Below are 22,196 nucleotides of genomic sequence, written 5' to 3' on the forward strand. Positions count from 1 at the left end.
AAAGAAAAGATGTTGTCGGATGTGCCTGTATGCTTGAATTTGTGAGGGAAATGAAAAATGATCAAATTTAAGAAATCAGAAAAAATTGCAGCAAAAGATCGAACAGTCTTTTGCGGATGGGAAAAGAAAGCGATCCAGCCATCGACGGCAATGAAAAGAATTGCAGAGAACAATGGAATCGATCCGGAATTGATAAACATTGACGAATTTGAAGAAATGGCAGCCAGTCTTGGGTATTGGAGGACGAGATGAAAAAGAAACTGAATCTCATCAGCAAAACGACGAACATCCGGAGTCCTAAAAAGGGCCAGAGGAAAGGAAGGTAAAGATGATTAAATTAACAGAAATCGAGAAAAAGATTATTAACGATATTGCTGACCCTTTATATACCGCTGAGTTTGTTGAGGAGTGGATCAACCGTGACGATAATGTGATTATTAATCCATTTGCTGCTTTGCAAGCTATGGGAGCAAAAGGATACCATCAAGCCGTTAAACGTATGGCGGCGCTTAGGGGGTCAAAATGATCCCCGTGATACTTGCTACCGCCTTTGTGGCGGTCGTTCTGTTGATCGATCGGATCGGGGGTGATCGCTGATGAGCAAGATAGTATCATTTGACTTTGATGGCACCCTGGCGGTGACCAAGTGGCCGGAGATTATCCGGCCAATCTATCCGATCGTTGAGTATGCCAAGCAATGCAAGGCCGCAGGTGATCAGATCATCCTCAACACGATGCGTGAGGGCGATCGGTTACAAGAGGCTGTTGATTGGTGTCTGGCACAAGGTATTGAGTTTGACGCTGTCAACGATAATGTCCTTTGCATGCAGGAGCTTTATAAAAATAATCCGCGTAAAATTTTTGCCGACGAATACATCGATGATCGCAATCTGGTGTTTGCTGGTGTTGGCAATGGGAGCCGACGTAATCTGGATAAGTATGTCGCAGAACTTTGTATCACGGTGGCGAGGAGCAACTCTTGTTACTTTGACCGCGAATGCGAATCTTGTGAATTGAATGGACTTTGTTGTGATGAGGATAAGCTGCTGGCGTTTATGATGCAGCCAGCGGATGAGAGCAATCGACAAACAGAGTAGCCAATAGGAGGGATAGCGGTGACGGATGAGCGGATCAAACGGACAAAGGATAAGCTGCGAGTGTACGGCAATTACACCCGGCAGATCCAGCAGTTGGAGCGCCGGCTGCAAGAGATCAATGACGCGATAGCCTGGCACGCCGACTGGCCAGAGCAGGCTGCCAAAGAGTGCGGGATCCACCGTCTGGATCCCAAGCACCCTGCGGTGCAGCGTATGACTATCGAGCAGGCAACATTGGAGCGAGAGATCGATCAGGCATACACGGAGCGGCAGCTGCTGGGTCTGGATGCCTGGCTTAACAGCTTGAGTCCGGATGACCGGCAGATCATCCGGCTGGTGTATGAGGACGGATACAGCTATCAAGCAGCTGCACCCATGGTTAATATGTCTAAACCAGGATTGCAGTACCGGATCAATAAAATTTGTAAAAACTCCATACGCGTATAGTTGACTTTTGTGGTACTATACGCGTGTAAGATGCCAGTGGGTATCAGACAGTACCGCTCGCACCTCTGCGCAAGCAAGTGGCCCAGATGCGGTCAAGGATAAACAAAGCACTCAGTGATGGGTGCTTTTTCTTTGGTTTCCGGTCGGTTCTTTCTCCTTCCCCGGCTGGATGAGGCAGGCACCCCATCTTTTCTCCTTTCTACTTTCTGACCTCCCTTTTACACTTTATACTTTTAGCCTGCAAACTCACAGCCCCGCGTATCGCCTTGCGGGGCTTTAATTTTAGACATGACGCATTAACATAAATCTGGAGGTGGTGATATGACGTGACTGTAGATCCAAAACGCGAGCTGGCCCGTGAGCTTTATCTGCAAGGTAAAAAATATCAGGAGATCGCCGACGAGGTTGGCGTGTCCCTATCTGCGGTAAAGAGCTGGGCTACCCGGTACTGGCGGGCGGAAAAGTTGCAACCGAAAAAGCAAAAAGTTGCAACCGAAGTTGCAAAAAAAGTTGCAACCAAACGGCACCGCGGCGGACAGCCTGGCAATCACAATGCCACAGGTCCACCTGGAAACCAGCACGCCGTCAAGCACGGCTTTTTTTGTAAGGTGCTGCCGGCTGAGACACTGGAACTGGTTGAAGACCTGCAAGTACTGGATCCACTGGATGTCCTCTGGCAAAATATCCAGATCCAATATGCAGCGATACTGCGCGCGCAGAAGTTGATGTATGTCAAAGATCAAACAGATAAAACTGTTGAAAAGATCGAAGAAAAAGACGGCAATGTCTGCGGCGAACGTTGGGAAGTGCAGCAGGCCTGGGACAAGCAAGCCACTTTTCTATCGGCGCAGTCCCGCGCAATGCAGACGCTTACCAACATGATCAAACAGTATGACGCGATGGTTGAGTCTGGCATGGCTAACCAGGAGCAGAAAGCACGGATCGAGTTGCTGAAAGCTCAAGTTAAAAAAATTCAGGAGGATCCTGAGAATAGTAAATCTGCAAGCAAGGTGGTGATCGTCAATGACCTCGACCAAGTCAGCGAATCAGAAGATCGTCAGACTGAGTGACGTCATCATCCCCAAGTATTATTCCACGTTCAACGACACGAGCTATGCTCATAAGATATTTACCTCCGGCCGTGCTGGCACAAAGTCAAGTCGGGGAGCATTACGTGCGGTGTATAAGATCGTATCGGATGACGATTGTGCTGTAGTCATCATTCGTAAGTTTCACAATAAGCTTCGAAAGACAGTCTATAAAGAAGTTCTACGGGCGATCCGGCGGTTGGAATTGGATAAATCTGATTTTAAGATCACTGCCAGCCCGATGGAAATCAAGTATTTGCCTAATGGCAATACGATCTATTTCACAGGATCTGACTCCATCGATGATACTAAGGGCATGATCGATGAAGAAAAGCCGATCAAGCTGGTTGAAGTAGACGAAGTGACAGAATTTTTCGATAAGGGCGAAGGCGAAGACGAGCTCATGAACATTGAAGCAACCTTCGTGCGTGGCAATGATGAGGAGTTCTGCATGGAGTATTATTTCAACCCGCCGAAGAATCAGAAAGCACCGGTGATGGTCTGGCTCGATAAGATGAAACAGCGCGGTGACGCGATCCACATACATACTGACTACCGAGATGTACCGGCAAAATGGCTTGGCCAGAAGCTAATCAACTCCGCTTTGGAGTTACTAAAAAACGACGAGAAGCTGTATCGCTGGCTGTGGCTTGGAGAATGTACAGGTTTAGACGATGTTATTTATTACATGTTTAACCCGGATAAGCATGTTGCCGATGCAACGCCGGCGCAGCTGCGGCACATCACAATTTCCGGAATCGGAATAGACTATGGTCAAATGAACGCAACGACCTTTGAGGCATTCGGTCTGGATTATGTTGACCGCTGTGTCCGAGGATTAGGCGAGTATTACCACTCCGGCCGGAATACCGGACAGCAGCGCAGCCCCAGCGAGTATGCGAAAGATTTCAAAGACTTCAAGGCGAAAATTGAGAATAAGTTAGGCAAGCCAATTACCTTTGTTTATATCGATCCTTCGGCGAAAGGCTTGGCTGAGGAAATTAAGCGAGTATGTCCAGAGGTTGTGATTAAAAATCCGGACAATACCGTGAATTTGGGCATTGATCGAGTGAAGAAGCTGCTGAGTTATCTGCGGCTTTTTATTTGCACTGAGCAACGGCACCTCAACAATGAGATGTATCTGTATATGTGGGATATGGACAGCGTAGATAAAGGCATTGAAAAGCCGGTTAAGACCAATGACCATTGCCAGGATGCGCTGCGCTATTTCGTGATGGGAGCTTGGCAGTATATCCGGCAGATGTTGCCGATGATCACAGAGGAGGATTGAAATATGACAAACGATGTCATTGATGGATTTTTAGAAAAGTTAGGATATCCAATTGCCATGTCTGGAAAACATCGGCAGCTGATGAAGGAATGGCATGCTTGGTATCGCGGTAAGGTTGACTCATTCCACAATTACACCGTTTACAATGGCTTTGAAAATGTGGACTGCGAGAAGCTGACGCTGGGCATGGCCAAACGATCTGCGGAGGACTGGGCGGATCTGTTGCTGAACGAAAAGGTTGAAATTATGACGGCCTCGCAGAACGCGCTGGATGCGATCTTAGAAGCAAACAATTTCCGTGACCGTGCCAATCAACTGATCGAGCTGGCGTTTGCCTTAGGCACCGGTGCTTTTGTGGCTTATGCGTCTCCATCTCGAACTGATCGACCTGTGACGATAAACTACATCAACGGACTGATGATCCGGCCGTTGAAAATTGAAAATGGCGAGATTGTGGACTGCGCTTTTGCCAGTCAACTGAATCAAGATGAATATTACATCACGCTGCATACCCGGCAGCCGGACGGATCATACCGGATTGAGAATATTGTGTTTAGCGAGAAATCTGGTCAATATTCGGTTAAAAATCTTCCGGGTGGTGTCAAGCCGATTGTTAAAAGTCCGGTGAAGCTGTTTTGGATTGTGAAGCCGAACCTGGTCAACAACATCGAATTAGACGAAGCAATGGGTCTTTCGGTCTATGCCAATGCGGTCGATGAAATGAAAGATGTCGATACGAAGTACGACAGCTATGAAAATGAATTTGTCCTGGGTAGAAAACGGATTTTCGTTCGAGGAGATACAGTCCAGGTCAATATCGGTCCCGACGGCAAACCTCGTCCAGCCTTTGATACAAAGGATACTGTTTTCTATGCGATTCCGATGGAAGATAAAGAGGCTAAACCGATTCAGGAAACCGATTCAAAGCTGCGGGTAGAGGAGCATGACCGCGGGCTGCAGACGGCGCTCAACTTGTTCGGAGACAAGGTCGGCTTCGGTGCAGATCACTATGTCTTCCGAGACGGTAAGGTCTATACCAACGAAGCCCAGGTCATCAGCACGAATTCGAAGATGTACCGGCGTCTTAAAAAACATGAGCTATTGCTTGAGCCGGCGCTGATCGGTTTAACACAGTCTGTCCTTTACCTGCTTACGGGTAAGCCGTATACCGCTGACGTGTCCGTCAATTTCGATGATTCCATCATCGAGGATACGGCGGAGAAGAAGCGACAGGCCTTACTGGAGTTCAACGCTGGGTTAATTGATGCCGTTGAGTATTTTAAGCTGACACGCAACATGGATCAGGCTGCAGCGGAGAAATTCGTACAGGAGATCGAAGCCCGCAAGCCAGAGGTTGAAGAAGAACCGGAACCCGAGGAATAGACCATGTTGACGGATGAGGAAATCAACTACCTGAACCGCGAGATACTTGCGATCTATCAGGACATGGAGCTGGATCTGATTATTGATATCGCCCGCCGGTTTGATACCTACGAGAAGATCGGTGGATCGTTGGAGTGGCATCTGAAAAAGCTGGATGAGCTGGGTGCGCTGAACCGAGAAACGGTGAGGATCATCGCACGGTATTCTACACGATCTGAAAAAGCCATCCGGAAAATGCTCAAAGAAGCTTCCTTTGCAAACTTCGATAGAAAGACATTAGATCGCGCTGGGATTGATCTGGAAACGATGATGCAAAGCCCGGCAATGGCTGCGACTTTTGAACACAGTTATCAGGAGCTCAAGGAGAGTTTTAAGATGATTCAAACGGCAGCACAGGAGAGCGTCCGACAATCCTACATGACCATCCTCAATACGGCTTATTTAGAGACCGTCAGCGGCGTTTACAGTTATGGTCAGTCAATCAGCCGTGCCATGCAGAAAATGGCCAATAAGGGCATCTACGGGGCTACCTATAAGCGTTCTAATCCGCTTACAGGCGAAGAAAAGATCATCCATTATTCGATCGAAGCTGCAGTGCGTAGGGACACGCTAACGGCAGTTCATCAGACGGCAAACCGAGCTGTCCTGGCAGCCGCGGAGGATAACGGCGTCAACGCTTTAGAGATTTCCAGTCATCTGGGAGCTAGGGTAAGTGATACGAACCCAATCGCTAACCATGCAGGATGGCAGGGAAAGGTTTACCTGATTGAAGGAAGCAGTGAGGAGTATCCGAACTTTGTGGAATCAACGGGTTACGGAGATATTCAAGGCTTCGCAGGTGTGAATTGTCGACACCGTGCTTTCCTTTTCTGGCCGGGGATTTCTAAGCCTGGGCAAGCGCAGATTGACCTGCAGGAGAATCGTGAGCGTCGGGAGCTGCTGGATCAGCAGCGGGCGATGGAAAGAACTATCCGGCAATACAAGCGGCGCCGGGCTGTAGCAGAACAGTGCAACGACCTGGAAGGCTTTGAAAAAGCAAGTCTGAAAGTGAAAGAAAAGCAGAAGCAGATCATCCAGTTCTGTGACGAACATAACCTGCCGCGGGAATTTGAAAGGGAGCAGATCGCATCATGAAGAAATACGATGAGAAAGATGGAGTCTGGCGGACAGTGGGTGGTCGCCGGATTTTTATTAAGAATGGACAGAGTTTGTCCGATGCGATGATCAAAAGTGGAAAGTTCAAGCGTTATATTGATTCTGACAGTATAGATTCGAAAGTGGTTGATATAGAAATTGATGGTTTGACAGATTGTTTAGAAGTCCGTTCAACTGGAGAAACTGTAGAAACTGAATTTGGGATTTTTAAAATGACACCGGCTATGCAAAGAAAGCTTAAACGGGAAAAATGGCGCTTTGATTGGACTAAAGCAGAAGGTGAAAATTTATATGCGCTACGTGTAAAAGGAGATGACACCATTCAGGGATTGATTTCTTTTACTCATGAACAAGGTTATACAAAAGTTTTTTTAGCAGAATCCAACCCTTCTAATGTCGGGCATAATGGTAAATATATAGGAACTGGTGCTCACCTTTTTGCGATAGCTTGTTATGAAAGTAAAAAGCAAGGTAATGATGGATTTGTGACTCTAACGGCGAAAACAAAGCTAGTAGATCACTATGCAAAGACCCTTGGAGCCTATTCGCTTGGACCTAAAGAAAACATGGCGATCGATGAAGTGGCGGCTCAGAAACTGATAGATAAATACATTAAAAAGTAGTATAATATTTACAGATAGGAGGGACATAATGACAAAAGAAGAATGGCAAGCGATTGATGAATTTGAGATCGCGGCAGCGGAAGCTGGTGGATATGTGCAGCCCCCTAAACCTATGACAGAAGAAGAGAAACAAGCTGAAAGGGAAAAAATTTTAGCTTGGATAAAAAAGCATAAAGAGGAACAACGACAGAAAAATTAAAATTAATGAACTAAGCACGGTCAAGGAATCGTGCTTTTTCTATGTCCCGGACACGACAAAAAACTGTCCTTTTCTCGTGCCCCGGCAACGATAGGATCGGGTAACCTGTTTGATCACACGCGGACGCGACCGCGACACCAAGCGAAGGAGGAAGAACATGGCGAAGAAAAAGAAAAGCTTTCGGGAGTTTTTGAATGGGCTGGAGCTGGAAGACGATGTTGTTGATACCATCATGGCAGAGTTCGGTGCGCAGACCACCGCGAATCTCGAAAGAATCACCGAACTGGAAGGACAGATCAGCGGGAGCGCAGATTTGCAAACCCAACTGACAGCCTTACAGACCCAATACGACAACGATACCAAAGCTCTGAAATTGGCAAATACAAAGAACAGTGCGGTTTTCCGCAAGTTCGCCAGCCTAGGAAAAGCCGCGGATCTGCTGATGGCCAAAGTGGATCTGGATAAGATCACCGTGGATGATGACGGGAAGATCACCGGCGGTCTGGACGATCAGTACGAATCACTCACTAACGAGTATAAGGACATTCTTGGCAATGGATCAGGCTCTGGAGATGGCGGGCTGCCGAACGGCACGACACCGCCGGCCGGTAAAAATCCGGAAGAAATGACCATGGAAGAGTACATTGCGTATCGCAACAAACTTTAAAGGAGGGCTATTTGTATGCCGAATACTTTTTTAACACCTCAAATCATCGCGCGGGAAGCGTTGATGGTACTGGAAAACAACCTGGTCATGGCGAACCTGGTTCACCGTGACTATTCCGACGAATTTGTAAAAGTAGGCGATACCGTCACCGCACGGAAACCGGCAAAATTCGTTTCTCACAACTTCACTGGCGCGGTCATCGTGCAGGATGCCGTTGAAGATGGTGTACCGGTGAAACTGGATCGTCATCGCGACGTCACCTTTGCCGTGACCTCGACGCAGATGACGCTGGACATCAAGAACTTTTCAGAGCAGCTGATCACGCCTGCAATGTCTGCCATCGCACAGTCCGTGGATGAAGACCTGCTGAATGAAGTGGCCAACATCTCCAATGTTGTAGAAGGAACTGCGAAGCCGGCGAATCTGGAAGATATCGCAAGGATCAGTAAAAAGTTGGACATCAACAAAGTGCCTATGCAGCAGCGCCGCCTGGTTCTGAACCCGGAACACAAGTACCGCTACGCCTTAACCGACAACTTGTCCAAAGTCGCGTATGCCGGCACTGGTGAAACGCTGCGGAATGCAGAACTGGGCAGAATCTATACGCTGGACACTTACATGGATCAGAATGCTCCATATTCGATGGCGGAAACTCCGGGTACAGCGACTGCGCTGAAAGTCACGGGAGCCAAAGATGCGAAGACAGTCTCCCTGTCCGGAATCACCACGGCGACCGCAACAATCAAAAAGGGTGACGGTTTTATTTTAGACGGCCGAATGTACCGTGCAGCTGAGGATAAGACTGCTGCAGCGGGTGCGATTGATTCTCTGGCGATTGATATGCCGTTGCTGAAAGAGTATGCAACAGCCAACGCCTATATCGTCAACAAGGTCCACTCGTTGGCATTCCACCGCAACGCGATCGCGATGGTCAGCCGGCCTTTAGCTCTGCCGCTGGGCAATAAAAACGCAGCGATCGTTTCGCATAATGGTCTGGGCGTCCGCGTCGTCTATGGTTATGATATCAAAACCAAGACAGATACCATTTCCCTGGATATCCTGTACGGCATCAAGACGCTGGATCCAACAATGGCTGTCAAGCTGATCGGCTGATCATGCTGAAAAGCTATGCGACGTTCAGCAACTACATCACAGATTTTCAGGGTGCATTGATCAAAGACGAAGAAAGCTTTGATCGGTATTGCGTTCAGGCAAGTCAGATCCTCCGGAAAAGAACTTTCGGGCGGTCTGACCTGCCGCATTACCAAAACCTGGATGAACTTGTGATGTGCGCTTGCGCTCTTTGTGACCTGCTTTGTAATGAAGCGGCGGAAGCAACAGCGTCTGGAAAGAGGATCACTGCGGAAACGGTAGGGGATCACTCTCAAAGCTATCAGCTGCAGACAAAGCAGGAGTGCATTGAAGAACAGGAAAGAGCGATTCGGACCTGGCTGGGGATGACCGGCTTGTTGTATGCCGGGGTCGTACTTATGGAATATGGAGGCTGACTATGAAGGTAGAAAAAAATGGGAAGATCCTTGTCATTAATGACAAACTTAAGGATCGCTATTTAAAGGATCTCGGCTATACCGAGGTCAAGGATACAAAAAAAGAAACGCAGAAACAGAACTGAGGTGATGGCCGATGTTTCCACACACAATAACTGTTTATCGACATCAGGACGATGATGGTTATTTGCGGACCGTTATCCACGGTGTGTATTGGTATGGATCCAAGTCACAAGCGAAGGCTGATAAAGGCGTGGATCAAGATGCCTCGGTAACGGTGATCATTCCATTTCTTAACGTCGATGTCCGGCCGGGCGATCTGATTGTAAAAGGACATGGTCAAGCGATCCGCTGTAAAGCAGAGCTGGAAAATGTCAAAGAGTGGATCACCGCAGAGTCCGTATCAATACACGATGTTGGCAGCGATCTTGACGGGATCACCGTGAAAGGAAGCTGAGCGATGGCACAGATTTATTTTGATATTGACCTTCATCTTGCGGGGACTGAGGCTTTATTGCGGGGATTGAATCTTGAACAAGGTGGCCTGGTCCAGCGTTTTTTTACTTCTGAGGTCATCCGGCTGTCTGATAAATATGTTCCATTTCGTTCCGGCATTTTGAAGAACAGCGTCCATCCGACGCCAGATTTCGACGCGATCTTTTACACAACGCCTTACGCCAGATATCACTGGTTTGGTAAGCTGATGGTCGATCCCATCACGGGAAAGGGATCCTTTTTTAATCCGCTGGAAGGCCGGCACTGGTCGCGACCAAACACACAGAAGGTACTCACTGATCGGGATATGCAATATCAGGGAGCGCCTCTGCGCGGTCCTTATTGGACAGAGCGAATGTGGGAAGCAGAAGGAGGGCAGATCTTGGAATCTACCCGATTGTTTATCGAAAGGAATGCACATCTATGACGATTATTGAAGCGATCAGAACCTACCTGTCAGATTGCCCAATGCTCTTAAACTTGGGCAGCCGGGTGAAAGTGGATTTTCTGCAGGAAAAAGGAAAGTCGGTTTCCATTGAGCCTTTACCGGTGAATCCCGTTGTCAGAGACTATATCGGCGGCGGGGGAGAGCGGCAATACGCTTTTGCGGTGGCTGTTAAATTTCCTTATTCCGATGAGGCGGCGATGAATGTGGAAAACAGCGGTTTCTTTGAGGAATTCGCAGACTGGCTGGAAGAACAGAATGATCTGGATCACCTGCCGGATTTAGGCGAAGGAAAGCAAGCAACAAAGATAGAAGTGACCAGTAATGGTTATCTCTTTGGCATTACGCAAGATATGAAATACGGCCGGTACCAAATCCAGTGTCGGCTGCTCTATGAAGTAGAATAGGAGAGAGAATATGGATAAGATCAAACGAGCAAAATTAGCTCATTTCTTAAACACGGCAACGACCGCGGAACCGACCTGGTCAAGGATGAATAAGGGCATTACTGAATTGACGACGTCGTTCAATCCAGAGGTGACCACTGAGAAATATATCGGTGATGACAACGCATCAAATAGTATCGATTCTTACGCGCCGAACACGCCGATCAGTATGACAGCCTTTAAAGGTGATCCGATTTTTGAATTCGTGGATAACATTCGGAAGACGCGGGCAACCGGTGAAGATTGTCGCGCGCAGCTGCTGAATGTGAGTATCTACGAAGAAACGACAGGAAAGTATTATGCTGAGAAACAGGACGTTCTGATTCAGATTGATTCTTTCGGCGGTGAAGGTAATGTCGTGATCGAATATACGATGCTCTATGACGGCGATCCAGTCCAGGGGACAGCGACAATCGCGAACGGCACCGTTACATTTACAGAGGCATAAGGACGGCTTGTGCCTCTTTTTAAGGAGGAATGACGATGAATCAAGTTCGTATTACGCGAAAACAGGAGGATCTTTATCGGATTAATATCTGCGACGATGGGACAGAGATTATCTTTGACCTGGCTGATATCGGATTGCCCTTCAAGTGTAATAAGGCTTTTCAGGAAGTTGAAAAGAATAAGCAGGTGGCGATCGGAAAGATTAAAGCACTTGAAAATCAAAAGAATGAAAAAGAGAGTGGAAACCTCTTTGGATCTGTTGAACGTCAGATCCTCAATACCTACAAAGAAATGTTCGAGCGGAATCGTCAGATTATGGACGATTTTTTCGGTTGCCCGGGCGCAATGCAGAAGTTGTTTGGCGACGCCAATTACATGGATATGTACGACGATCTGTTTGAGCAGTTTGAGCCGCACTTTGAAGCGATGCAGCTGAACACGGAAACGATTAAAGAGCGACTCAAGAAGAAATATCAGAAAAGGCAAAATGATGTGTTGTCCTGATGGAGTATCCAAAGTATATTGAAGTAGAGGGTCAGCGTTTTGCGCTGGACACCGATTACCGGACAGCGCTGAAGTGCTTTGAGGTGATCGAGGATCCTGATATTGACGATATTGAACGGTCGTTGGCCGTGATTTATTTATTGCTAAATGATATCCCTAAGGTAGATCTGAACAAGGTCATGGAGCTGTTGATGAGATATCTAAGCTGCGGTAAAAGTAAAGACTCGGCTGCAGGTGTGCAAAAGGATATGGACCTTCAGGCCGATGAAAGCTACATCGTCGCGTCGTTTGCCTCTGACTATAAGATCGACCTGTCAAGCATTGAATCTATGCACTGGTGGCACTTTATCACATTGCTGGACGGTTTGTCCGGGGATTGTGTATTGAATCGTGTAAGGGAAATTAGAACCTGTGATTTAAAAGATTACAGAGGAAAAGCAAGGGAAAGAATGGCGAAGGCAAAGGCTCAGCTGGCTCTGCCGACGAAACTAACAGCTGAAGATCAGAAGGCGCTCGACAAGTTTGAAGCGCTTTTTTTGTCCTCAGAAAACAGATTGGATGATGGAGATACCCTCTTAGACGGAGGTGAATAGCTGAAATGGCTGAAACGGTAAATTCCATCCGAATCAATACCCGGCTGAAGACGGATGGTATCACGAAAGACCGAAAAGAAATAGAACGACAGCTGAAAGAATTAGCAAAAGAAGCGGAATCCGTCAAGATTGGAAAAGAGATTGATGAACAGAACTCAGCAATCGAGAAGTCTGCGGCCAGGGTAAAAAAGTTGCAGGAGGCCTACGAAGAAGCAGAAAAAAGCGCTCGCAAAATGAGTGAAGAAGCAATGAAGCAAACGGTGAACGATCCTAAAGCGATTAATCAAAGTGATCGCGCAGCTGAAGCAGCGATGAATGCGTTGCCGGCATCTGCTAGTATTGAAGATCGCGATCGTGTTGCCCAAGAAGCTGCGAATGAGGCAATGCGAGCCGCCAATCAGACGAGACTGGAAGGAACTAAGGAATATCAGAAGCAAGTAGAAAAGCTCGATCAGATCAATAGTAAGCTGCGGCAGGAAGACCAGCTGCAGGCAGAAGCGGCAGCTAAAATCAGCAACAAAAAAGTTGAATTGGAAGGTGCTCTGCAGCGCGAGAATGCCATGAGTGATTCGCTTCATGGCGAACTGATAAAGTTGGATCAAAAGGATCAGAAGTTGCGCAGTCAGGCCGCCAAGCAGGCGGAGGTCGCTCGCCAAACAAAAGAAACCCAGAAGGCTGCAGAGAAGCATAATAACTCTTTAAAAAGAGGGATTAAGCGGATCGCAAAGTTAAGCCTTGGCGTACTGGGGGTACGGATGGCTTACAGCGCAGTCAGAAAAATTGTGTCATCGGTAACTGATGACAACGAAAAACTGAAAAATACGATTGACGCGATTTGGGCTGGTTTAGGCAGTGCATTCGAACCGATCATCAACGGATTGATCAGCGGATTTGCCACAGTGCTGAACTATGCTTTTGCGATCATCAAAGCTCTGACTGGCATCAATTTGATTTCGAAGGCCAATGCCAAAATGGCAAAGAAAAAGAAGGATGGCGGATCCTCCGGAAGCAAGCTTGCCTCGTTTGACAGTTCAGAAGTCCTGAGCAAGAGCTCGGGATCGGGATCAGACCCAACAGATACCTATCTGAAAGAGATTGATCTGGGAAAACAGCTTACGGCAATCGTTGAGCGCTTAAAGAAGCTTTGGGACGGAATCGTGAAGATTGTAACCAACATTGGGAAAGCCTGGAAGAAAGCCTGGGATTATGCAGGTAACGGGCAGCGAATCGTAACATCATTGTCCAACATGCTTGAACGGATGTTTGAGTGCTTGGAGCACATCGTGGGATCCACGGTGGAATGGTCAGAGTCGATTAACTTCATTCCTCTGGTTTCCAGTCTTGCGGGTTTACTGGAGTCCATTGAACCGCTGTTCAACAAGCTGATGGAGTCCTTTGAATGGTTCTGGGATGAGATCGTTCTGCCGCTGTCAAGCTTTGTGATTGAGGATGGACTGCCGGCATTTTTCGATTTGCTTTCCGCTGCTTTGGATTTATTTAACGGTGTTTGTGAAACGACCAGGCCGGTAGCAGAGTGGCTCTGGGACAATTTACTGGATCCGATTGCCTCCTGGACTGGTGGTACGATCGTAGAAGTCATGGGCTGGCTTACGGAAGCTCTGCAGGAACTGTCTGCGTGGTTTGATGAAAACGGTGCGGCTATCACTGAAGCCCTCATCGGATTCGGAGAACAGGTTTCTCGCTTGTGGTTTGAATTTATTCAGCCGATTTTGGAATTAGTGAAGATTGGCGTTCAGCTGGCGATCGCATTCTTAAAAGGTCTGCTGGAAGGCTTTCTGGGGAGTGTCAGCAATATTATTGATGACATTACTTTAGTACTTGAAGGTATTATCAATTTCATTACTGGCGTTTTCACAGGGAACTGGGAACAAGCCTGGCTCGGTGTTCAACAGATCTTCGCGGGAATTTGGAATGGTATTTTAGATATCGTTCAGGGTGTCATCGATGGTATTGTCACCGGAATTAATGCAGTGATTGATGCGATTAACAGCATTTCAGTGGATATTCCTGATTGGGTTCCTTTTGTAGGTGGTTCTCATTTTGGTATGAATTTGGGGCATATCACAGGTTTTGATGTGACTCAATTCAAGTGGATTCCGAAACTGGCTCAAGGCGCGGTACTGCCTCCGAACAAGCCATTTGTGGCTATGTTGGGAGATCAGACCCGGGGGCGAAACTTGGAAGCCCCGGAAGATTTGATCCGCCAGATTGTGAGGGAAGAATCTGGATCACAAGGAACAACGATTGTAATCAAGGCTGATGGTGATCTAGGGGCATTGATTCGATTACTGAAGCTGAATATCGACGAAGAAGATCGGCGTGTAGGTACAAAATTGGTATTGGAGGGATAAGCGATGAGCGATACTTTTGACAACGGTCTTTATATTGACGGCGTTTATTACCATGTGCCGATTCTGTCCTGCAAGCGCAGCGCTGACTTCCTGTGGAAGTATGCTGATCGCACTGAGGATGGTGAGCATGCGGGCGAGCTGCTGGGAATTTATTTCAATTACACCTTATCCTTCGGCCAGATAGTGGACATGTACGAATACAACAGGCTCTATCAAAAGCTGACAGAAAAGCAGGAATACCATACCGTGGTGATGCCTGGAGCTTCGGGATCCATGTTTACCTATCAAGCCTACTTCTCGAAGGTGTCTGATGAGGTGAAGAAAAGCAAAGCTGGAAAGAATATCTTTATGAAATTGAAAGTGGAATTTGTCAGCAAGTTCCCGACAATCTCATGAGCAGGAGAACATCAACCCGGGCCGTCATCAATCTGTTTGATACGACAGCCAAACAGGATGGTGCTTACGCTGTAAATGATATTCTTTCCTTTTGCGATATTGGCCGGTTAGATGAAGATGAGATTGAAACAGTCAAGTTCGGCACTTTGGAAGATGGTGGTTTCTTACTTGATGGCAGCTGCCAGATCATGGATGAAAGTGTGCAGACAGCTGATTTCGGTTATTGGTCAGCCATGATGTCCGATGAGCATGGCAGCTTTAGCACAAACCCAAAAATTGAACGACAATTCTATGAGAATCACTCCGCCGCCGGATTGACACTGACTTTTGATAGACAATATCCGTTGCCAAAACGGGTACGAGTCACGTTTGAAAATAGCATCGGGGAGTTGATCGGCTCCGAAGTTTTCAATGTTGATCGGTACACCTATTTCTGCAATTTAAAAGCGGATGATTTCAGATGTATGAGCTTGGAATTTTTACAGACAGAAAGCCATCAATATGCCAGGCTGAACGGTATTGATTATGGCCGGAAGCTGGAATACTCACAGGACGCCGAGAAGAATCTCTCGAAAGCGACTTTACTTGAAGAGCTGAACATCACCTCGTCAGAAGTCAGCGTGAACACGTCCTCTGTGACAGTTATTGATCCGGATGAAACATTCAACATTGATAATCCGCAGGGCTACTACACTCTGCTGCAGCAACGGCAGAAATTAGATCTGTATGAGACAATCAACGGTGTGGAATATCAGATGGCTACACATTACATCAAAACCTGGGAGACAACCTCAGGGGTAATCTCCACTTTTTCCTGTCAAGATATTCTTGGTGTGATGGATGGGACAAGTTTTAGCGGCGGTGTTTATGACGTTACGCCTGCCCATGAGATTATTGATGAAATCATGATCTCGTTTGGTTGGACGGATTATTATGTGGATCCTGAGATTGCAGAAATGACTCTGTCCGGGATCATCAAACCATGCAGTCATCGGGCAGCGCTGCAGCAGGTTCTGTTCGCATGTTGCGGAGTGATTGATACCTCACGGATTACTGGGATTAACATGTACAGAGCTTCGCATACAACGCAAACGATCATTCTTTCGGACCGGAAGTTCATGTCACCGGCTCACAGTATCAAACAGATGGATCTGATCACCGACGTGGAGGTCACAGCTCATAAATTCATCAAAGGATCAGAGCTCAAAGATGCTTATAAGGCTGCTTTGGATCCCGGTATTTATGAGGTGTCGTTGAAGTCACCTTTTACCAATTACACTGCAATAAATTGCACGATCCTGGAATCAGACTATTTCCGAATTAAGCTGCAGATCGATGTAGCCGCTGAAGTTAAGGTGCAGGGCCATCCGTATGAGGATAGTGCGACGATTTACCGCAAGGCGATGCCCGAGCTGCCCGCCGGATCTTTCAGGAACAGCAAGCAAGTCACCGACGCTACTTTGGTATCTGAATCCAATGCAGCACGCGTTGCCGAACACCTTTATGAGTATTATCAGTACCGACTCAACCACGAGTTGAAAATCATCTGTGAGGATGAAAAGGTTGGTAATTTCTCCGCGGTGAAAACGCAGCAAAATATGGTCGCAGTTGTGCTTGAATCGATGTCGCTGGATCTGACCGGCGGCTTTTTAGCATCCTGCAAAGGGATTGGCTATGCTCTTAAAATTGGTGATTATGATTATGCAGGCAATGAACTCAAAACTGGCGATGAGATTGGGGTGATGTGATGGTTTGGATTGCGCCTGTATTTGACAGGACAGAGGAGGATGTGCGTGATAGGACACCAAAAGGCTATCTCAAATATGAGGATCTGAATCGAATTGAGCAGAACCTATCCTATCTTGCAATGAAGCTTGGGTTAGACTATGCCACAAAGGATTGGAGCGGCCGGCCTTTAATTTTTAAGACGGATCTCACAAAAATCTTAGATGGCTTGACTGCAATACGAAACCGCTGGCCTGTACCCAATCTTCCGGAAAATCCTCGATTTCCGGTTAACGATTACGAGAAAGTGAATCAAATAGAAAAAATTGAATATTTGATCGGCAATAACATTATGGCATCCGGGGAAGCACAGATGCGCTGCGGAGAAATGTTTGCCGGAGAAAGCGGGGTGATTTAATGAGCTATAAAAAGAAGACTTGGAAAAACAGACAATCAGAATATCCAACCAGAAGGAAGCTCGTTGCAACAGGAGCCGCGAATGAATATGACGTTGTGCGGGCGGAGGGGGCTGTATCCCAAGAAGGGGATCCCTTTAATGCAGCAACGATGAATGACCTGGAAAGCCGTGTGGCGGAAGGTTTTAGCTACGGAACAGTGGATTGCGACGCCGAAATCATCATCTCCTCAACCGCAACCTGGACGCAGCTGACAGCGGATAATGCAGCCACTCTGGATCCGCAATACAAGGCGGGTCCGGATCCTAACCTCAAGTATCCCTGGTTTACAGATCTGTCTTTTGCTTGCAGTGAGGACGATGAGATCTACCCGGAGTGGGATGCGGACACCGCAGAGCTCGGCTGCCTTGGCCCCTGCATCAAGGTGACCACCAATAAGCTGCGGATTTACTGCAATGCGGATATGACCGGCACCCAGCTGCGTGCCTATCAATATACCCGGCGTAAGAGGAATGCGGTATGAGGCAGGGCAATACTTACTCTTTGGCCATTGAACTGCAGGATGACGTCGGATCCGTAATAGACATTGATCTGGTGGACAAAGTTGAGTTTGTTTTTGGGCCTGTCAGAAAAACGTATCCTGAAGATGCTAAATTTGATCGCGATCTTGGGCAGTTTATTGTTGCACTTACTCAGCAGGACACGTTTATGCTGGATCATGTTGTCTCTTGCCAAGCTAGGATCAAGTTTAAGGATGAATCGGTTACGGGAACAGGAATTACTCGGGAAGCCGTGTACGAGTCAATCTCTAAGGAGGTGCTGTGATGACTAAAATGGCGATCAAAAAACAAGAGAAAGTAATCGTCATGAAAATGGATCCTTACAGTGGAGGCGGAATTGGGACGAAAGATTACGATACACTCTACAACAAGCCGCGCATTTCCGGCATCGAACTTGTGGGTGACAAGAATTTTGATGAGCTTGGATTGGAGAAAATGACAAATACTGATATTTTTAATTTAATAGGAGGTCAAAAGTTAAATGGCTAATAAGTATCTTGATAATGATGGCTTGCTTTATCTTTGGAGTCTAATCAAAGCGCATGTTACAAACTCAGTAGCTAATAAAGTTGATAAGGTCTCTGGCAAAGCACTATCCTCAAACGATTATACTGACGAGGAGAAAGCCAAGCTTGGTGGAATTGCAACTGGAGCCCAAGTCAATAAAATTGAGTCGATTAAAGTTAACGGTGTTGTGCAAGAGATCAAAAGCAAAGAGCTCAACATTACCGTACCAACGGATAACGCAAGTCTTGCCAATGGCGCGGGATATCAAAAAGCTGCTGAGGTCCAGGCCGCAATCAACCAGGCACTTAGTGGGATCACGGGTATTGATTTTCAAATCGTGTCCACGCTGCCGCCGACGGGGATCAAAGGTACGATCTATTTGATGTCACATGCTCATGGTACAGGGGACAGCTACGATGAGTATATCTGGCTGCCAACGGCTAATAAATTCGAGAAGATCGGCAACACGGATATTGACTTGTCCGGATATCTGAAAAAGACGGACATGGTTGCGATCACCAATGCCGAAATTGACACGATCACCGCTTAGTAAGGCGGTGATTTTACGTGGCGAATAACTATTTAGACAAAACCGGCTTGACCCATCTACAGGAAAAAATTAAAGCAGCGCTCGCGGGCAAAGCCAATACAAACCACACTCACAATTATGCCGGCAGCAGCTCTGCTGGGGGATCTGCAACGTCAGCGGTCAAGCTGCAGTCGGCACGCACTGTGGATGGGGTCGACTTTGATGGGTCAGCAGCGATTATGCACTATGGTACTTGCAGCACCGCAGCGGCAACAGCGGCAAAGGTGGTTGCATGTACAGGATTTAAGCTGGTAACTGGTGCGCGGATTATCGTCAAGTTTGCGGTAACCAACACTGCGGACAACCCAACGCTCAACGTTAACAGCAGTGGCGCAAAAGCGATCCAGTATCGTGGCGCAGCGATCAACGCAGGATACCTCGCGGCTAATCGGACATTGGAGTTTGTTTATGACGGCTCTGCCTATCAGTTGATTGGTGACCTAGACACAAATACGGTTTATACACATCCAACATCGGCGGGCAATAAACATATTCCGGCGGGTGGTGCGGCCGGCCAGATCCTGAGGTGGTCAGCGGATGGTACAGCCATGTGGGGAGCTGATAATAATACGACATACACAGCGTTTAAAGCTGCCACGGCATCAGCGGCAGGAGGAGCTGGCCTTGTACCGGCGCCTGCTGCGGGTAAGCAAGGTCAGTATCTTCGCGGCGACGGTACATGGTCGACACCGGCAAATACAACTTACAGCAACATGACCGCTGCAACTGCGTCGGCTGCTGGTAAAGCAGGGCTAGTTCCAGCTCCAACCGCAGGAGCTCAAGTTAAATATCTGCGTGGTGATGGGACTTGGCAAACACCTCCCTATACCAATACATGGCGCGGTATAGTTAATAATTTGACCAGCGACAGCACTACAGATTCTTTATCTGCAGCTCAAGGCAAGGAGCTTAAACGATTGATTGATAATGCTGGATCCAAGCTCGTTGATGGCTTTACGATTGCGGCGACCGCAACTTGGACCCAGCTGACCGCGGATAACATTGCCAGCTTGGATCCGGATTATAAGACAGTGGATCCGGCTCTCAGCTATCCGTGGTTTACCGACGTGGCCTACACCTGTGCTGCTGACGACATCATCGAGCCGATGTGGCCAGCTAATGTGGAGGGCATCGGTCCGTACATCAAAGTGACAGCCAACAAGCTGCGGATTTATGCCGACAGCAACAAAAACGGGACCGCACTTACCGCATTTAAGTGCAAGAAAGGATGATTTTATGGGATTCAGCAGAAATATACTTCCAGGATTAAATGCAAAATATGCTTATATAACACGTATGCTGAGTGTTCTCCGCGATTATAGCGGAGGATCGGCAAAAGCAGATATACCCGCAGATGAAGAATTAATCGGGTGCAGTCTGTATGTAGGCATCGATAGCTGGGGTGGCAGTAGACCCTCTTTAATCTTATATTCGCCAACCGGAGATGTGCGCATAACAAACACGACGAACCATTATCAGAAAACTTGGAATATCGCTGAACTTTATCCGGATAAAGTATTTACTGGGGTTTATGTGGAATGCTGGCGACAAAATGATGTTAACAAATCGTATGTTATTTGCACCTATGTAACGCGTAAAAAAATCGGGGGGTAGTTTGTACTACAAACTATTTAAAAACCCTTTTGTTAAAGGCTTTTTCATACCTTCGAATTCTGGAAAGAGGTGGAATCTAATGGGATTCTGCCGAAATATCTTACCAGGAGGTAAGTCACCGTTTCCTGGATATGTGCTGCATTTCGCAGAAGGTCAACATCCAACGATCAAAGGATCTATCAATACAGTAGTAACCTGGGATAATAACAAAATTATTCCTTTAATGATATCAGGCACTGTAAACGGGGGCTGGCGTGAAAACAGATATGCACATTTCGATTTATACCTTAACAACATAAATACAGTAGGAGTTTATGATTGCAGGCCGATGACAAGTTATAGTGCTGGAAGTGTTTCGATTAACATGTCTATTAACTTGTTGTTGTACAGAACAATCGAAGAGCTGAAATCAATTAATACTATCAAGTTTAATCGAACAGACGGAGATGTCGGTTTTACCTGGTATTGTACAATGTGGCTGGAAAAGGTAGGTGCATAACATGCCTAACTTTAGCCGAAACATCTTAAATTCATTAGGTAGTTCAGTAAAAGGTATGTCTTGCGTCTACTCAGTGACCAGTGTGGGGGCGCAGAGTTACACATTTAAGGATAAGTATCCTTTTGCCATCGCTATCGGAATTGGCTGCAGTACGGTCGGGCCTTCTGTATCTGTGACGTCGAATAAAACAATGACGCATATTGGTGGATTTACAATGGCTGATACAGGTACATCCCGACGCACTCCAGTTACCATAAAAATGATCATTGACGTTGTTCCTGGTGATAAATTTAATGAGTCCGGAAACTACGAAAATGGCTTGATTGTATTGGTGCCAATTAAGTGAAAGGAGTGATGCTTATGTACGATTACACATCACCGGCTGACCTCTGCCGATGGGCAGAGCAGCAGCTCAACCGCCAAACGTTTTACCAGCTCGGCGGGATCGGTCGCTACGATACTGCCGGCCGCCGGGTGTTTGATTGCATCGGATTGATTAAGTGCTTTTTGTGGCACGATTACGGCCCAGGCAATACCAGCTACTACGGTAAGACGGTGCCGGATATCAACGCTGATCAGATGTACACCCGGGCGATCGACAAGGGCCCGATCAGCACGATCCCGGAGATCCCGGGGCTGCTGGTCTGGCAGCAGGGCCACATCGGGATCTACATCGGTGGCGGCCAGGTCATCGAGTCGACGGCTAAGCGATGGGGATCCGTCGGCGGCTGCGTCGTCAAGTCACAATTTAGAGATAAGTCCGCGGCAATATACCGCGGGACATGGACGCATTGGTTGATGTGTCCTTTTTTAATTTACGAGGAGGGATCCAAGATGTATTTAAAACCAGGGTATCAGAGTATTGCCTGGCAAGGCCAGACGATCCATGTTTACAAGCGTAAGGCTGATCAGGATATTGGCCTGCTGCAGCTGCCAGGGCAAGTAACCAAAACGATAGATAAAATCGATGATGATCACATTCATTATTGCAAGGTTAACTGGCCATTTTTCAACAATCATCCAGGCACTAAAGAGTACGGTATCACTTATGGGCGTAATCAAGGATTTACCCGGGATGATCGGCCGGCACAAAAAGAGTATCATAGCTTAATCATTACCAAAGATGGTCG

At 47.2% G+C, this 22,196-nt stretch carries 32 protein-coding genes and 1 pseudogene; all 33 read left to right on the top strand.

All coding sequences use genetic code 11. The features are described 5' to 3' along the window. The first annotated feature begins 57 nt into the window (after positions 1 to 57). Complete coding sequence (locus tag I2D94_RS16500; protein ID WP_072685732.1) at positions 58 to 252, top strand: hypothetical protein; 195 nt, start codon at positions 58 to 60, stop codon at positions 250 to 252. Positions 253 to 328: 76 nt separating this feature from the next. Continuing rightward, the gene (locus tag I2D94_RS16505; protein WP_072685733.1) at positions 329 to 526 is read left to right on the top strand and encodes a hypothetical protein; all 198 of its coding nucleotides are present in this window, start codon (positions 329 to 331) and stop codon (positions 524 to 526) included. A 70-nt stretch (positions 527 to 596) separates the two neighbouring features. Next, positions 597 to 1,097 carry a hypothetical protein gene (locus I2D94_RS16510; protein WP_072685734.1) on the top strand — a complete coding sequence of 167 codons (501 nt, stop codon included), beginning with the start codon at positions 597 to 599 and terminating at the stop codon, positions 1,095 to 1,097. Between the two features lie 18 nt (positions 1,098 to 1,115). After that, positions 1,116 to 1,544: a sigma-70 family RNA polymerase sigma factor gene (locus I2D94_RS18740; RefSeq protein WP_195397699.1), complete on the top strand. Its 429-nt coding sequence runs from the start codon at positions 1,116 to 1,118 to the stop codon at positions 1,542 to 1,544. Positions 1,545 to 1,870: 326 nt separating this feature from the next. Further along, positions 1,871 to 2,614, top strand: a complete 744-nt coding sequence (terS, locus tag I2D94_RS16520; RefSeq protein ID WP_195397700.1) for a phage terminase small subunit — start codon at positions 1,871 to 1,873, stop codon at positions 2,612 to 2,614. Continuing rightward, on the top strand, positions 2,568 to 3,923 hold the full coding sequence (locus tag I2D94_RS16525) for a PBSX family phage terminase large subunit (protein ID WP_195397701.1): 1,356 nt from the start codon (positions 2,568 to 2,570) through the stop codon (positions 3,921 to 3,923). The genes terS and I2D94_RS16525 overlap by 47 nt, the downstream gene beginning before the upstream one ends. A gap of 3 nt (positions 3,924 to 3,926) precedes the next feature. Further along, complete coding sequence (locus I2D94_RS16530) at positions 3,927 to 5,306, top strand: hypothetical protein (protein WP_195397702.1); 1,380 nt, start codon at positions 3,927 to 3,929, stop codon at positions 5,304 to 5,306. A gap of 3 nt (positions 5,307 to 5,309) precedes the next feature. After that, entirely contained in the window at positions 5,310 to 6,440 is a 1,131-nt protein-coding gene (locus I2D94_RS16535) for a phage minor capsid protein (RefSeq protein ID WP_195397703.1), read from the top strand. After that, a complete protein-coding gene (locus I2D94_RS16540) occupies positions 6,437 to 7,084 on the top strand; it encodes a hypothetical protein (protein WP_195397704.1) in 648 nt (215 codons plus the stop codon). The genes I2D94_RS16535 and I2D94_RS16540 overlap by 4 nt, the downstream gene beginning before the upstream one ends. Before the next feature lie 28 nt (positions 7,085 to 7,112). Beyond that, the gene (locus tag I2D94_RS16545) at positions 7,113 to 7,283 is read left to right on the top strand and encodes a hypothetical protein (protein WP_195397705.1); all 171 of its coding nucleotides are present in this window, start codon (positions 7,113 to 7,115) and stop codon (positions 7,281 to 7,283) included. A 157-nt stretch (positions 7,284 to 7,440) separates the two neighbouring features. Next, positions 7,441 to 7,950, top strand: coding sequence for a phage scaffolding protein (locus I2D94_RS16550; RefSeq protein ID WP_195397706.1), 510 nt, complete (start codon positions 7,441 to 7,443; stop codon positions 7,948 to 7,950). A 15-nt stretch (positions 7,951 to 7,965) separates the two neighbouring features. Then, positions 7,966 to 9,063 (top strand): P22 phage major capsid protein family protein, encoded by a 1,098-nt coding sequence (locus I2D94_RS16555; RefSeq protein WP_195397707.1) that lies wholly within the window; start codon positions 7,966 to 7,968, stop codon positions 9,061 to 9,063. 2 nt (positions 9,064 to 9,065) lie between these two features. Then, positions 9,066 to 9,458, top strand: a complete 393-nt coding sequence (locus tag I2D94_RS16560; protein ID WP_195397708.1) for a hypothetical protein — start codon at positions 9,066 to 9,068, stop codon at positions 9,456 to 9,458. A gap of 2 nt (positions 9,459 to 9,460) precedes the next feature. Then, positions 9,461 to 9,583, top strand: a complete 123-nt coding sequence (locus I2D94_RS18560; protein WP_255524752.1) for a hypothetical protein — start codon at positions 9,461 to 9,463, stop codon at positions 9,581 to 9,583. A gap of 11 nt (positions 9,584 to 9,594) precedes the next feature. After that, positions 9,595 to 9,915, top strand: coding sequence for a DUF6751 family protein (locus tag I2D94_RS16565; RefSeq protein WP_195397709.1), 321 nt, complete (start codon positions 9,595 to 9,597; stop codon positions 9,913 to 9,915). A gap of 3 nt (positions 9,916 to 9,918) precedes the next feature. Then, positions 9,919 to 10,380 carry a minor capsid protein gene (locus I2D94_RS16570; RefSeq protein ID WP_195397710.1) on the top strand — a complete coding sequence of 154 codons (462 nt, stop codon included), beginning with the start codon at positions 9,919 to 9,921 and terminating at the stop codon, positions 10,378 to 10,380. Next, positions 10,377 to 10,805, top strand: coding sequence for a chloramphenicol resistance protein (locus I2D94_RS16575; RefSeq protein ID WP_195397711.1), 429 nt, complete (start codon positions 10,377 to 10,379; stop codon positions 10,803 to 10,805). Before I2D94_RS16570 ends, I2D94_RS16575 begins: the two co-directional genes overlap by 4 nt. 10 nt (positions 10,806 to 10,815) lie before the next feature. Then, positions 10,816 to 11,292 carry a phage tail tube protein gene (locus I2D94_RS16580; RefSeq protein ID WP_195397712.1) on the top strand — a complete coding sequence of 159 codons (477 nt, stop codon included), beginning with the start codon at positions 10,816 to 10,818 and terminating at the stop codon, positions 11,290 to 11,292. A 35-nt stretch (positions 11,293 to 11,327) separates the two neighbouring features. Continuing rightward, positions 11,328 to 11,795 (top strand): hypothetical protein, encoded by a 468-nt coding sequence (locus tag I2D94_RS16585; protein WP_195397713.1) that lies wholly within the window; start codon positions 11,328 to 11,330, stop codon positions 11,793 to 11,795. Continuing rightward, on the top strand, positions 11,795 to 12,388 hold the full coding sequence (locus tag I2D94_RS16590; RefSeq protein WP_195397714.1) for a Gp15 family bacteriophage protein: 594 nt from the start codon (positions 11,795 to 11,797) through the stop codon (positions 12,386 to 12,388). Before I2D94_RS16585 ends, I2D94_RS16590 begins: the two co-directional genes overlap by 1 nt. A 5-nt stretch (positions 12,389 to 12,393) precedes the next feature. Continuing rightward, positions 12,394 to 14,760, top strand: coding sequence for a hypothetical protein (locus tag I2D94_RS16595; RefSeq protein WP_195397715.1), 2,367 nt, complete (start codon positions 12,394 to 12,396; stop codon positions 14,758 to 14,760). 3 nt (positions 14,761 to 14,763) lie between these two features. Next, positions 14,764 to 15,156, top strand: coding sequence for a hypothetical protein (locus I2D94_RS16600; protein ID WP_195397716.1), 393 nt, complete (start codon positions 14,764 to 14,766; stop codon positions 15,154 to 15,156). After that, the gene (locus tag I2D94_RS16605; protein ID WP_195397717.1) at positions 15,153 to 16,904 is read left to right on the top strand and encodes a hypothetical protein; all 1,752 of its coding nucleotides are present in this window, start codon (positions 15,153 to 15,155) and stop codon (positions 16,902 to 16,904) included. Before I2D94_RS16600 ends, I2D94_RS16605 begins: the two co-directional genes overlap by 4 nt. Then, positions 16,904 to 17,299, top strand: coding sequence for a hypothetical protein (locus I2D94_RS16610; protein ID WP_195397718.1), 396 nt, complete (start codon positions 16,904 to 16,906; stop codon positions 17,297 to 17,299). The genes I2D94_RS16605 and I2D94_RS16610 overlap by 1 nt, the downstream gene beginning before the upstream one ends. Before the next feature lie 149 nt (positions 17,300 to 17,448). Continuing rightward, on the top strand, positions 17,449 to 17,820 hold the full coding sequence (locus tag I2D94_RS16615; protein WP_195397719.1) for a hypothetical protein: 372 nt from the start codon (positions 17,449 to 17,451) through the stop codon (positions 17,818 to 17,820). Then, a complete protein-coding gene (locus tag I2D94_RS16620) occupies positions 17,817 to 18,122 on the top strand; it encodes a hypothetical protein (protein WP_195397720.1) in 306 nt (101 codons plus the stop codon). Before I2D94_RS16615 ends, I2D94_RS16620 begins: the two co-directional genes overlap by 4 nt. Next, the gene (locus tag I2D94_RS16625; protein WP_195397721.1) at positions 18,122 to 18,346 is read left to right on the top strand and encodes a hypothetical protein; all 225 of its coding nucleotides are present in this window, start codon (positions 18,122 to 18,124) and stop codon (positions 18,344 to 18,346) included. The genes I2D94_RS16620 and I2D94_RS16625 overlap by 1 nt, the downstream gene beginning before the upstream one ends. After that, entirely contained in the window at positions 18,339 to 18,914 is a 576-nt protein-coding gene (locus I2D94_RS16630) for a hypothetical protein (RefSeq protein WP_195397726.1), read from the top strand. The genes I2D94_RS16625 and I2D94_RS16630 overlap by 8 nt, the downstream gene beginning before the upstream one ends. 17 nt (positions 18,915 to 18,931) lie before the next feature. Next, entirely contained in the window at positions 18,932 to 20,185 is a 1,254-nt protein-coding gene (locus I2D94_RS16635; RefSeq protein ID WP_195397722.1) for a hypothetical protein, read from the top strand. A gap of 4 nt (positions 20,186 to 20,189) precedes the next feature. Beyond that, complete coding sequence (locus I2D94_RS16640) at positions 20,190 to 20,567, top strand: hypothetical protein (protein ID WP_195397723.1); 378 nt, start codon at positions 20,190 to 20,192, stop codon at positions 20,565 to 20,567. Between the two features lie 79 nt (positions 20,568 to 20,646). Next, complete coding sequence (locus tag I2D94_RS16645) at positions 20,647 to 21,066, top strand: hypothetical protein (protein ID WP_195397724.1); 420 nt, start codon at positions 20,647 to 20,649, stop codon at positions 21,064 to 21,066. Between the two features lies 1 nt (position 21,067). Beyond that, positions 21,068 to 21,412: a hypothetical protein gene (locus I2D94_RS16650; protein WP_195397725.1), complete on the top strand. Its 345-nt coding sequence runs from the start codon at positions 21,068 to 21,070 to the stop codon at positions 21,410 to 21,412. Positions 21,413 to 21,426: 14 nt separating this feature from the next. Continuing rightward, positions 21,427 to 22,196 (top strand): annotated as a pseudogene (locus I2D94_RS16655) (hypothetical protein); the annotation flags it as partial.

The sequence above is a fragment of the Holdemania sp. 1001302B_160321_E10 genome, from assembly GCF_015552275.1.
GTDB lineage: Bacteria > Bacillota_I > Bacilli_A > Erysipelotrichales > Erysipelotrichaceae > Holdemania.